The 12,966-nt window shown below is 68.4% G+C and carries 8 protein-coding genes; 3 read left to right on the forward strand and 5 right to left on the reverse strand.

What is annotated here, in order from left to right:
* Nucleotides 1–79 precede the first annotated feature (79 nt).
* Both AC1DCG_RS20240 and AC1DCG_RS20245 read left to right on the forward strand, forming a co-directional pair.
* Nucleotides 80–1,720, forward strand: a complete 1,641-nt coding sequence (locus tag AC1DCG_RS20240) for an NAD(P)/FAD-dependent oxidoreductase (RefSeq protein ID WP_477029641.1) — start codon at nucleotides 80–82, stop codon at nucleotides 1,718–1,720.
* A gap of 201 nt (nucleotides 1,721–1,921) precedes the next feature.
* Nucleotides 1,922–3,472, forward strand: coding sequence for an ATP-binding protein (locus AC1DCG_RS20245; RefSeq protein WP_477029640.1), 1,551 nt, complete (start codon nucleotides 1,922–1,924; stop codon nucleotides 3,470–3,472).
* Between the two features lie 47 nt (nucleotides 3,473–3,519).
* Here AC1DCG_RS20245 and ahpF read toward each other — a convergent pair whose 3' ends face one another.
* From ahpF to AC1DCG_RS20270, 5 genes are all read right to left on the reverse strand, one after another.
* Entirely contained in the window at nucleotides 3,520–5,100 is a 1,581-nt protein-coding gene (gene ahpF / locus AC1DCG_RS20250; RefSeq protein WP_477029639.1) for an alkyl hydroperoxide reductase subunit F, read from the reverse strand.
* 140 nt (nucleotides 5,101–5,240) lie between these two features.
* On the reverse strand, nucleotides 5,241–5,804 hold the full coding sequence (ahpC, locus tag AC1DCG_RS20255) for an alkyl hydroperoxide reductase subunit C (protein WP_101718084.1): 564 nt from the start codon (nucleotides 5,802–5,804) through the stop codon (nucleotides 5,241–5,243).
* A gap of 102 nt (nucleotides 5,805–5,906) precedes the next feature.
* Nucleotides 5,907–6,086: a hypothetical protein gene (locus AC1DCG_RS20260; protein WP_165259204.1), complete on the reverse strand. Its 180-nt coding sequence runs from the start codon at nucleotides 6,084–6,086 to the stop codon at nucleotides 5,907–5,909.
* 88 nt (nucleotides 6,087–6,174) lie between these two features.
* A complete protein-coding gene (locus tag AC1DCG_RS20265; RefSeq protein WP_477029638.1) occupies nucleotides 6,175–8,121 on the reverse strand; it encodes a sialate O-acetylesterase in 1,947 nt (648 codons plus the stop codon).
* A gap of 270 nt (nucleotides 8,122–8,391) precedes the next feature.
* Complete coding sequence (locus AC1DCG_RS20270) at nucleotides 8,392–10,848, reverse strand: glycoside hydrolase family 3 protein (RefSeq protein ID WP_477041630.1); 2,457 nt, start codon at nucleotides 10,846–10,848, stop codon at nucleotides 8,392–8,394.
* 137 nt (nucleotides 10,849–10,985) lie between these two features.
* Between AC1DCG_RS20270 and AC1DCG_RS20275 the strand changes: the two genes are divergently transcribed.
* Nucleotides 10,986–12,953, forward strand: a complete 1,968-nt coding sequence (locus AC1DCG_RS20275) for a glycoside hydrolase family 97 protein (protein WP_477029636.1) — start codon at nucleotides 10,986–10,988, stop codon at nucleotides 12,951–12,953.
* Nucleotides 12,954–12,966 lie beyond the last annotated feature (13 nt).

Raw genomic sequence — 12,966 nt, forward strand, 5'->3', positions numbered from 1 at the left:
GGCCACCTCCCCCAGAGGGGGAGGATCTACGGCCGCTAACCCCATGGCGCGCGGGCTCCCAACCCGCTAAACCCGCGCCATGCTGCGTCTTTCCGAACTGAAGCTGCCCCTGGACCATCCGCCGGAGGCCATGGCTCCGGCCATTTGCGCGCGCCTGGGCGTCGAGCCGGCCGACCTCTTGGAGGTCAAGCTCTGGCGGCGGGCGCATGACGCTCGCAAGAAGAGCGCGATCCTGATGATCTACACGGTGGACGTGGCCCTGCGCGACGAGGCCGCCGTGCTGGAGCGCTTCAAGGGCGACCACCAGGTCCGCCCGACGCCCGACACCGCCTACCGCTTCACGGCCCGCGCGCCGGAAGGCTTCGACGGCCCGCGCCCGGTGGTGATCGGGGCCGGCCCCTGCGGCCTGTTCGCTGGCCTCGTCCTGGCCCAGATGGGCTTCAAGCCGATCATCCTGGACCGCGGCAAGGTGGTGCGCGAACGCACCAAGGACACCTGGGCCCTGTGGCGCAAGAGCGAGCTGAACCCGGAGTCGAACGTGCAGTTCGGCGAGGGGGGCGCTGGCACCTTCTCGGACGGCAAGCTCTACAGCCAGATCAAGGATCCGCGCTTCCTGGGCCGCAAGGTGCTGGAGGAGTTCGTCGCCGCCGGCGCGCCCGAGGAGATCCTGACCGAGGCTCACCCGCACATCGGCACCTTCCGCCTCGTGCACATGGTCGAGAACATCCGCGCCCTGATCGAGGGCCTGGGCGGCGAGTACCGCTGGCAGCACCGGGTGACCGACTTCGAGATCGAGGCGGGCGAAGACGGCCAGCGCAAGCTCAAGGGCCTGCATCTTTCGACCGGCGAGTATCTGGAGACCGAGCACGTGGTGCTGGCCGTGGGCCACTCCTCGCGCGACACCTTCCAGACGCTCTATGATCGCGGCGTCCACATCGAGGCCAAGCCGTTCTCGATCGGCGTGCGTATCGAGCACCCGCAGTCGTGGATGGACAAGGCCCGCTTCGGCGCCTGCGCCGGCCATCCGGACCTGGGCGCGGCCGACTACAGCCTGTCGCACCACTGCTCGAACGGCCGCACGGTCTACAGCTTCTGCATGTGCCCGGGCGGCACGGTGGTGGCGGCGACCTCGGAGCCGAACCGGGTGGTGACCAACGGCATGAGCCAGTATTCGCGCAACGAGCGCAACGCCAACTCCGGCTTCGTCGTGGCCATCGATCCCGAGCGCGACTATCCGGGCCACCCGCTGGCCGGCATCGAGTTCCAGCGCAAGTGGGAGAGCCTGGCCTTCACCGCGGGCGGCGGCGACTACAAGGCCCCGGCCCAGAAGGTCGGCGACTTCCTGGCCGGCCGTCCGTCCGAGGCGCTGGGCGAGGTCTCGCCTTCCTACAAGCCGGGCGTCAAGATGACAGATCTGGCCGAATGTCTGCCGCCGTTCGTGCTGGAGGCCATGCGTGAGGCCCTGCCGGTGTTCGGCCGCCAGATCGCCGGCTACGACCATCCCGACGTGCTGATGACGGGCGTCGAGACCCGCACCTCCTCGCCGATCCGCATCACGCGCGGCAAGGACCTGCAGAGCCTCAACACCGCCGGCCTGTTCCCGGCCGGCGAAGGCGCGGGCTATGCCGGCGGGATCCTGTCGGCGGGCGTCGACGGCATCAAGATCGCCGAGGCGGTGGCGGCGGCCTATGTGGCCAAGGGGTGGGCGGAGCCGGTCTAGAAGACCCCCTCCGCCTTTCCGGCGTCTCTTGAGGCGTCAAACAGTTCTGCGAATACCGAAACTCAATTCAGCTATCGCCAAAAGAGCATTCCGAAATCATGACCCATTCGCGCGACTAAATATGCAATGGATTGCGGATATTGGAATTTAACCTTGATGCGCTAGGCTGAACTCTAGTCGGCGTTTCGGGGACTTCGATAAATGGCGGAAGCATCGGCTCGCGACGCCCTGCTGGTGGACGCCAGCACCTTCTTCGAGGTCTCGCTGGACCTGCTGATCATCCGCGATCTGGAAGGCACCGTGCTGAAGGCCAGCCGGTCCTGGCAGACCAAGCTGGGTCATCGCCCCGAGGACATGGAAGGCCAGCCCCTGCTGCGGCTCGTCCATCCCGACGACATGCCCGGCACGCGCGACAGCGTGGTCGAGGTCGAGAACCGCAAGGAAGGCGATCCGGTCCGGGGCTTCATCAACCGCTATCGCCACGCCGACGGCCACTACCGCACCCTGGAATGGCGGGCCCAGCGCGCGGGCGACCGCATCTATGGCGTGGCCCGCGACGTCACCGACCGGGTGGCGGCCGAGCGCCAGCTGATCGAGGCCAAGGCCGCGGCCGAGGCGGCCAGCCGGGCCAAGTCCGACTTCCTGGCCAATATCAGCCACGAGATCCGCACGCCGCTGAACGGCGTCATCGGCATCGTCGACGCCCTGTCGCGCACCGCCCTCACGCCCGAGCAGGCCGAGATGATCGCCCTGGTCCGCGACTCGGGCGCGACGCTGGAACGGCTGGTGTCGGATTTCCTGGACGTCTCCAAGATCGAGGCCGGCCAGCTGCAGCTGGAGAAGCGGTCGTTCAACCTCGACCAGGCGCTGCGTCCCGGCGTCGAGGTAATGCGCCGGCGCGCGCAGGAGAAGGGCCTGACCTTCGCCATCGAGCGGCCGCCCATCACCGGCGGCCGCCACCTGGGCGACGGCATGCGCCTGAGCCAGGTGATCGGCAACCTGCTGTCGAACGCCATCAAGTTCACCGACCAGGGCGGGATCGTCCTGCGGGTGGCGGCGACCGAGGCCCACGGCGAGACCCACCTGACCTTCGAGATCGAGGACACCGGCATCGGCTTCGACGCCGACCAGGCCGCTGGGCTGTTCACCCGCTTCAGCCAGGCCGACGAGTCGATCAGCCGCCGCTTCGGCGGCACGGGCCTTGGGCTTTCGATCTGCCGCTCGCTGGTCGAGATGATGGGCGGCGAGATCTCGGCGACCTCGCGCCCCGGGATCGGCAGCCGCTTCACCTTCTCGCTAAGCCTTCCGCGCCTGCAGGAAGCCGTCGAGGTCAGCGCCGAGCCCCCGCCGCCGCCCGAGCCGATCGCCCTGCCCGACCACCCGCTTCGCGTGCTGCTGGTCGAGGACCATCCCACCAACCAGCGGGTGGCCCAGCTGATCCTGGCGACCCAGGGCGCCGACGTGGTCACCGTCGGCGACGGCTTCGAGGCGGTCGCCGCCTTCGGGGACGGTCGTTTCGACATCGTGCTGATGGACATGCAGATGCCGCGCATGGACGGCCTGACGGCGACGCGCGCCATCCGCGCCCTGGAAGTCGAGCGCGGGGCGGTGCGCACGCCGATCATCATGCTCAGCGCCAACGCCCTGATGAAGCACCGCACCGAGGCCCTGACCGCCGGCGCCGACCTGCACGTGGCCAAGCCGATCACCGCGGCCAACCTGCTGGCGGGCATCCAGGCGGCGGTGGCGTGAAGCACCCAAATCCCTCTCTCTGAGAGAGAGGGAAAAGGTAGATCCGATCAGGCCGCCTCGGCCTGCTCCGCAGGGAGGCGGATCAGGTAGTCGAAGGCCGACAGCGAGGCCTTGGCGCCCTCGCCCATGGCGATGATGATCTGCTTGTACGGCGTGGTGGTCGCATCGCCGGCCGCGAAGACGCCCGGCATGGTCGTCTCGCCGCGGTAGTCGACCTCGATCTCGCCGCGGTTGGACAGCGCCACGCCCGAGTCCTTCAGCCACTCGGTGTTGGGCACCAGGCCGATCTGCACGAACACGCCTTCCAGGTCGACGCGGTGGGCCGTGTCGTGGTTGCGGTCCTTGTAAGACAGGCCGCTGACCTTGGCGCCGTCGCCGTGGATCTCGGTGGTCATGGCCGAGGTGACGATCTTGACGTTCGGCAGGCTGGCGAGCTTGCGCTGCAGAACGGCGTCAGCGCGCAGCTGGCTGTCGTACTCGATCAGGGTGACGTGGGCGACGATGCCGGCCAGGTCGATGGCCGCCTCGACGCCGCTGTTGCCGCCGCCGATGACCGCCACGCGCTTGCCCTTGAACAGCGGGCCGTCGCAGTGCGGGCAGTAGGCCACGCCCTTGTTCTTGTACTGCGCCTCGCCGGGCACGTTGACGTTCCGCCAGCGGGCGCCGGTGGACAGGATCACGGTGCGCGACTTCAGGCTGGCGCCGTTCTCGAGCTTGACCTCGATCAGGCCGCCCTCGGTCTTCGGCCCCACCAGGCCGACGGCCTTCTGCAGGTTCATCACGTCGACGTCGTACTGCTTGACGTGCTGCTCCAGCGCCGTGGCCAGCTTGGGGCCTTCGGTGTGCTGCACCGAGATGAAGTTCTCGATGGCCATGGTGTCGAGCACCTGGCCGCCGAAGCGCTCGGCGGCGACCCCGGTGCGAATGCCCTTGCGGGCGGCGTAGACGGCCGCGGCCGCGCCGGCGGGACCGCCGCCGATGACCAGCACCTCGAAGGCGTCCTTGGTCTTGATCTTCTCGGCGGCGCGGGCTTCGGCGCCGGTGTCGAGCTTGGCCAGGATCTGCTCGACCTCCATGCGACCCTGGCCGAACGGCTGGCCGTTCAGCAGGATGGTCGGCACGGCCATGACCTGGCGCTCTTCGACTTCAGCCTGGAAGAGAGCGCCGTCGATGGCGACGTGGCGGATGCGCGGGTTCAGCGCGCTCATGGTGTTGAGCGCCTGCACGACGTCGGGGCAGTTCTGGCAGGACTGCGAGAAATAGGTCTCGAAGCTGTAGTCGCCGTCCAGGCCCTTGATACGCTCGATCACCTCGGCGTCGAGGCGCGGCGGGTGGCCGCCGACGTGCAGCAGCGCCAGCACCAGCGAGGTGAACTCGTGGCCGAGCGGCAGGCCGGCGAAGCGGACATCCGCGTCGCCCGCGGCGCGGGTGATGGCGAACGAGGGCTTGCGGGCGTCGTCGCCCGAGAGGTTGAGGCTGACCTTGTCCGACGTCGCGACGACGTCTTCCAGCAGGGCCAGCATGTCCTTGGAGCCCTTGTCCTCGCCCAGCGAGGCGACCAGTTCGATCGGCTGGCGCAGGTTCTGCAGGTAGGTGCTCAGTTGGGTCTTCAGACCAGCGTCCAGCATGACGGGCTCCCAGAAAACTAGGGGGAGGAGGAAGTGCGTTCGATTTTCGGGGGAGGATCGAACGCGGCGAACGATCGAGGGGTGCGCCGCCGCCCCAGAAGGAGCGAAGCGGCGGCGCGGGTAGTCAGTACAGGGTCGTCTTAGATCTTGCCGACGAGGTCGAGCGACGGGGCCAGGGTCTTTTCACCCTCTTCCCACTTGGCCGGGCAGACTTCGCCCGGGTGCGAGGCGACGTACTGGGCGGCCTTGATCTTGCGGAGCAGTTCGATGGCGTTGCGGCCGATGCCTTCGGCGGTGACTTCCATGAACTGGATCACGCCTTCCGGGTCGACCAGGAAGGTGCCGCGGTCGGCCAGGCCGACGCCCGGACGCATGATCTCGAAGTTGTTGGTGATCGCGCCCGAGGGGTCGCCGACCATGTGGTACTTGATCTTGCCGATGGCCGGCGAGCTGTCGTGCCAGGCCTTGTGCGAGAAGTGGGTGTCGGTCGACACGGCGTAGATCTCGACGCCCAGGCGGGTGAAGACGTCGTAGTTGTCGGCCAGGTCTTCGAGTTCGGTCGGGCACACGAAGGTGAAGTCGGCCGGGTAGAAGAAGAAGACCGACCACTTGCCCTTGGTGTCGGCGTCGCTGACCGTGACGAACTTGCCGTCCTTGTACGACTGGGCGGTGAAGGATTTGATCGTGGTGTTGATCAGCGACATGGGACGCTCCGTTGGAAAAGGATGCGTCGTAGGTATCGCGATGCAGCAAATAGGTCCAATCGATAAAATCAGTTCCGAAGATAGATCCTACCTATCCCCGCTTCAGGACGCCTCGCGATCAAGCTGAGCCATGGGAGCAGCTTGTGGAGCATAGGGTTCGGCGGCCGGCAGGCAGCGCACCAGGACCTCTACGGTGAGCTCACGGTCGGTGATGATCGGCGGCGCCTCACCGAACACTGCTCGCCAAAGTTCGGCCAGTTCTTCGCAGGTGCGATCAGTCAAGCGACGGGCCTCCTTTCGAAGAGGGAAAGCCTTATGCCGCAAGGGGTTGCTGGTTAATGAGCTGGGCTGGAGCGTAAAATCCCTCTCTCTAAGAGAGAGGGATCTCGAACGGCGTCGCGGGCAGGCGGTTCTGGCCATAGAGGTTCAGCACCGGACTGTCGGCCCAGGCGAAGCGGACCTTCACCGCGGCGTAGCCGGCGGGAACGCTCAGGCGGATCTTGTCGCCCTCCACCGCGGCGTCGACGAAGCGGCACGACTCCGGCGCGTCGCACAGTTCGAATCCGGCCGGCCGTCCCGAGCCATAGACCACCGCCGGCTGGTCGAGCGTGACGACGATGTCGCCGCCGTCGCGCACGGCCGTGACCGGCGCGGGGCCGGAGGCGTTCAGGGCCTCGCCATAGGCCAGCTTGCGGGCCAGACCGCCAAGGCGCAGGCCGACTTGCAGCTTGTCGGCCGGGTGGATGTCGTAGGGCGAGCCCAGGTCGACGGCCGAGGCCAGGCCCGTCGTCGGATCGGCCGCGACCGTGCGACGCTGGACGTCGCGCAGTTCGGCCCAGCGCGAGACGTCCGGCTTGTCGACCTGAGGACCGAAGGCGGCCAGTTGCACCATCAGGAACGGCGCGTCGGGCGCGGCGAAGGCCCCCCGCCAGTCGGCGATCAGAGCCGGCATCAGGCGGGCGTATTCCCTGGCCTCGGTGACGTTCGACTCGCCCTGGTACCAGGCGAAGCCCTTGACGCCGTAAGGGGCCAGCGGCGCGATCATGCCGTTGTGCAGGGTCGACAGGCCCGAAGCCCCCAGCCACGGCGCGTGCGGCGGCAGGCCCGTGTCGGAGAGCCTGGTCGAGACCTTGTAGCGCCAGGTTCCGCCCATCGGGACGAACGAGCCGTCGGCCAGCTTCAGGCCCTTGTCCTTGGCGGGCCCCCAGGCGCCGCCGCCGCCGCCCGTGTCGACGGCGCGGATGGCGATGACGTTGCGGCCGGCCTTCAGCGTTCCGGGCGGCACGGCGTAGGCGCGCTTGAAGTCCCACCCTTCCTGCGAGCCGACCTGGCGGCCGTTGACGAAGGTGGTGTCCATGTCGTCGATGGGCCCAAGCACCAGGGTCGAGCCCCCCTTGGCTTGGGCAGCGGCCTGGGCCTTGGTCAGGGTGATCTCGGCGCGCAGCCAGATCGTGCCGTCGAAGGTTTCCAGGCCCGGATTGGTCTCCCAGAACTGCTCGGCAGGCATGGTCGCCCAGGCGCGGTCGTCGAAGTCGGGCTTGGCCCAATTGGCCGCATGCGGCTCGACCCGGGCGGCCCAGCGGTCGAGCATCGCCCCCCAGCGGGCCATGCCCTTGGCGGGGTCGCTGGCGTAGTCGGCCAGCACCGACAGGCCCTCGTCATAGCCGCCCAGCGCCTTGAGGCCCGGACCGCTGATCCAGTCCTGGATGATCGAGCCGCCCCAGGTGGCGTCGATCAGGCCGACGGGCGCCCCCGTGCTCTTGCGGATGTCGCGGCCCATGAAGAAGCAGGCGGCCGAGAAGTTGTTGGCGGCCTCGTAGCTGGAGGTCTTCCAGACAGCCTGGGCCGGCAGCGTGTCGGTGGGGTTGGGCAGGCTGGTGCGGCCGGTCTGCAGCAGGCGCACGTGCGGGTCGGTGGCCGCAGCGGCCTCGACCTCGCCATTGAGGGCGCGACGCAGCGGGTATTCCATGTTCGACTGGCCCGAGCACAGCCAGACGTCGCCCATCAGGAGGTCGGAGATCGTCTGGACCTCGGCGCCCGCATTCACCGTCAGGGTCAGGGGCTGGCCGGTCGCCGGACGGGCCGGCAGTTGCGCGCTCCAGCGGCCGTCGGCGTCGGCCGTCGCGGCCACGGACTGGCCGGAGAGATCGACGGAGACGGCGGCGTTCGGGGTCGCGACGCCCCAGACCGCGATCGGCTTGTCGCGTTGGAGCACGGCGTGGTCGGTGAACACCGAGGCCAGCAGCGGGGCTGCGGCGGCGGGCGATACGACGGCCAGGGCGGCGGCCCCGGCGAGCAGGTGACGGGTCAGACGCACGCGAGGTCTCCGCTTGATCACAACTAAAATCGTCATCCCGGGCGAAGGCGCCTAGCGCGGATAGCCGGGATGACATCCGTCTGGTCAGGTCGGATCGACATTCAGTGGTTCTCCGCTCCCCAATCCGTCAGATCCCCGCGAAGGCGGGGATCCAAGCTGGATTTCAGGATCGGGAACGGCCGTGGATCATCTCCAAGCTCGGCTTGGATCCCCGCCTTCGCGGGGATGCTCGGAGAAAGCTGGCCAAGGGTTCCGAATGTCGCTCCGCTTCTAGTCCGCCTTGGCCGGGCAGGTCGTGCCGGTGGGGTCGGTGGTCAGTTTCACGCCGCTGATCGAGACGCTCAGCGTTCCGGCCGTGGCCAGCGAGAACGGCGCCTCGACCTTGGTCACGTCCGTGCCGGCGGCCTGGAAGCACTTCAGCGGCACCTTCAGGCTGGTCCACTCGCCGACCTTGGCGCCCGACAGCACCGAGGTGACGTCGAGCTTGCCCGCGCCGATGCCCAGCGTCGTCTTGGCCGACGGGGCGGCGTCGACGCGCCAGTTCACCTGCAGGGCGATCTCGGCATTGGTCTGGAAGGTCAGGTCGAAGGCCTTGTCGCCCGCGATCTCGGCCGCGGCGGGCACCCCTCCAGCAAAGGTCAGCTGGCGGCCGGCCTCCTGCACGTTGCCGGCGTCGACCGGCTTGATGTGCACCGAGGTGGTCGGCAGCAGGCGGAACTCGAACGGCGCCGGGGTCTTGCCGCCGACGAAGTAGTTGCTGTCATTGGCCGCGATGGCGGTGACGCCCGAGACTTCCGACAGCTTGGGCACGGTCCGGCCGGCCTTGTAGGTCAGGCCGTAGCCGTAGGCGAACAGCGGCGCGTAAGTCTTGTCGCCCTTGTTCAGCGAGAACTGCGCGGCGGTCTTGGGCCAGCTGAACKACAGCTTGCCGTTGAAGTCGCGGCGCGGCTTGCCGGCGGCGTCGCCGACCAGCACGTCGGCGATGCCGCCGCCTTCCGAACCCGGCAGCCAGGCGGCGACGAAGGCGTCCGAGGCGTTGATTTCCGGATTCACCCACAGCGGACGGCCCGACAGGAACACCGCCACCACCGGTACGCCGGCGGCTTTCAGCTTCTTGAGCAGCGCCAGGTCGGTCTTGTCGCCCTGCTGGTACTCGAGCGACTTCAGGTCGCCCACACCCTCGGCGTAGGGCTGCTCGCCGAACACCACGACGGCGACGTCGGGCTTGTCGGTGAAGCTGCCGTCGACGCTGAGCGTCGCGCTGCCGCCCGAGGCCTCGACCGCTTCCTTGAAGCCTGAATAGATCGACTGGGCGTTGGGGAAGTCGCTGTTCTTGTTGTCGGTGCCCTGCCACGACAGGGTCCAGCCGCCCGACTGCTGGCCGATGTCGTCGGCGCCCGAGCCGGCGACCAGCACCTTGGCCGACGACTTGATCGGCAGCACGCCGCCGTTGTTCTTCAGCAGCACCAGCGACTTGGCCACGGCCTCGCGGGCGATGGCGCGGTGGTCGGCGTTGCCGAGCACGCCCTCGCGGCCCTCCCACGGACGGTCGGCGCGGAAGAGGCCAAGCTTGGCCTTCACGCGCAGGATGCGGCGCACGGCGTCGTCGATGCGCGCCATCGGCACCTCGCCCGACTTCGCCTGGGCCAACAGGTTGTCATAGAGGCCCTTCCAGCTGTCGGGGGCCATGTACATGTCCAGGCCCGCATTGGCGGCCTGGGCGCAGTTGGTCGGCGTGCAGCCCTCGACCTGACCGTGGCCGTTCCAGTCGCCGACGATGAAGCCGTCAAAGCCCATGCGGCCCTTCAGCACGTCGGTCAGCAGCGACTTGTTGCCGTGCATCTTCTGGCCGTTCCAGCTGTTGAACGAGGCCATGATGGTCATGGTCCCGGCGTTGATGGCCGGAACATAGCCCTGGGCGTGCAGGCGGATCAGGTCCTGCTCGGAGACCTGCGTGTCGCCCTGGTCCTTGCCGTTGGTGGTGCCGCCATCGCCCAGGAAGTGCTTGGCGCTGGCCGCCACGTGGCCCTTCTGCAGGGCCTGGCCCTCGCTGACGGCGCCCTGCAGGCCCAGGATCATCTCGCGGGCGTACTGGCGCACGATCGCGGGATCTTCCGAATAGCCCTCGTAGGTGCGGCCCCAGCGGTCGTCGCGCGGCACGGCCAGGGTCGGACCGAAGGCCCAGTCGAAGCCTGACACCGCTGTCTCCTGGCCCGTGGCGGCGCCGATCTTGCGGATCAGTTCAGGATCGTGGGCGGCGCCCAGGGCGATGTTGTGCGGAAACAGCGTGGCGCCGACGAGGTTGTTGTTGCCGTGCACGGCGTCGATGCCGAACATCAGCGGGATGTTGGTCCCGCCGCGCTGGGCGGCGGCGTCGCGGAACGCCTTGACGGTGTCGACCCAGGGGCCGACCGGCGAGCGGTCGGGCGCGCCCAGGGGCGGCGAGCTGCCGCCGGCCAGGATCGAGCCCAGCGGATAGGTCTTGAGGTCCTCGGCCTTGATCGAGGCGGTGTCGGCCTGGATCATCTGGCCGACCTTCTCCTCCAGCGTCATCTTGGCCAGCAGGCCGTCGACGAAGGCTTCGGTGGCCGGGTCGACCAGGCCCTGGCTCTTGGCCGCGGGCCACAGCGCCGGATGGGCGGTGCTCTTGGGACCGTCGGCGGCGAAGGCCGGAGCCGACAGAAGGGTGGTCGCCATCAGGGCGATGGTCAGGGTCCTGGTGTTCATGCTCCCCCGCTCTTCCTTGCTTTGGGCGGTCTGCGAGCCGCCTGGATGTTACCGGTATCGAAAGCTCGACGCCGATGCATACACGGTCTAATTAATACGACAAACACTGAGACAACGAATTTTAGGGAGACGTTGCAATGGGGGTGGTTCGGAACGCGCTGCTGGCGGGCGCTGCATTGACAGCGCTGTATGGCGCAAACGCCTCGGCCGAAACCCGCACCCTTTCCTCCCCCGACGGCGCTGTCTCGATCCAAGTCTCCGACGAGTCGGGACAGGCGCGCTACGCCGTCGCCTACAAGGGCAAGACCCTGATCGCGCCCTCGGGCCTGGGCCTGGAGCTCTCGAAGGGCGGCCGCTTTTCCTATGGCGCCAAGATCGTCGGCGCGGAGAGCAGCAGCGGCGAAGACGCCTACGACCTGCCGGCCGCCAAGGTCAGCCGCGTCGTCCAGAAGCACAACGAACTGGCCGTCGACTTCCAGGAGGAAGGCGGCCGCCGCTTGCGGGTGATCTTCCGCGCCTATGACCAGGGCGCGGCCTTCCGCTACGTGCTGCCCCAGCAGGAGGCGACGGCGGCGACCAACGTCAACGACGAGGTGACCGGCTTTTCCTTCCCCAAGGACTACGGCTGCTTCGGCCTGAACCTGGGCAAGTTCGGCACCAGCCACGAGGGCGAGTTCGACCCCGTCCAGGCTTCGCGGTTCCGCGAGCACAACCTGTTCGACGCGCCGCTGGTCTGCCAGGGCGACAACGCCGCCTTCGCCATCGCCGAGGCCGACCTGAAGGACTGGGCGGGAATGTACCTGACGGGCCGGGGCGACGGTCGGCTGGGCGTGTCGGTCAAGCTGTCGCCGCGCCTCGACGGCTCTGGCACGGCGGTGAAGACCCGCCTGGGCGCCGACGTCGTCTCGCCCTGGCGGGTGATCATGGTCGCCCCCAAGGCCGGCCAGCTGGTCGAGAACACCCTGCTGACGACGCTGAGCGCGCCCTCCGTCGTCGCCGACACTAGCTGGATCAAGCCGGGCAAGGCCGCCTGGGACTGGTGGAACGGCCCGACGCTGAAGGCCGTGCCCAACGCCGGCATGAACCCGCAGACCATCAAGGCCTATATCGACTTCGCCGCCGCCAACGGCCTGGAATACATGCTGATCGACGAAGGCTGGAACGTCGGGGCCGGCGGCGCCTCGGTGGTGCGGCCGGGCGTCGACGTCACCCGTCCCAAGCCCGAACTCGACCTGCCGGGCCTGATCGCCTACGGCGCCGACAGGAAGGTCGGCGTCTGGCTGTGGCTGAACTGGAAGGCCCTGGACGCCCAGATGGACGAGGCCCTGGCCCTCTACGAGCAGTGGGGGATCAAGGGGATCAAGGTCGACTTCATGGACCGTGACGATCAAGCGATGGTCGACTTCTACCACCGCCTGCTGAAGAAGGCCGCCCAGCACCACCTGATGGTCGACCTGCACGGCGCCTATCACCCGACGGGCCTGATCCGCACCTATCCGCACTACCTGACGCAGGAAGGCGTGCTGGGGGCCGAGTACAACAAGTGGAGCGCGCGGATCACCGCGTCCCACAACGTCATGCTGGCCTATACGCGCCTGCTGCTGGGGCCGATGGACTACACCCCCGGCGGCTTCCGCAATGTCGAGCCCGCCGCGTTCGAACCCCGCGACCGCCTGCCCTTCGTGCAGACCACGCGCGGCCAGGCGCTGGCGATGTTCGTGGTCTACGACAGCCCCTTCACCATCGTCGCCGACAGCCCCGACACCTATGCCGAAAGCCCCGCGGGCCTGGACTTCGCCGCCGCCGTGCCGACGGCGTGGGACGAGGTGCGCTACGTGACCGGCGAGATCGGCCAGTCGATCGTCGTCGCCCGCCGCAAGGGCGACGAATGGTGGATCGGCGCGCTGAACAACGAGACCGCCCGGACGGTGAAGGTCCCGCTCGACTTCCTGAGCAAGGGCGCGTGGAAGGCCGACATCCGCGAGGACGGGGCGACGCCCACGAGCCTCAAGGGTTCGGCTCCCCCCGTCTCCGCCGCCTACGTCCTGACCCTGAAACTCGCCGCCAGCGGCGGCGCGGCCGCGCGCCTGACGCCGGTCCAGTAAAAGTGAGCCAGTC

Source organism: Caulobacter sp. 10L414, from assembly GCF_056395525.1.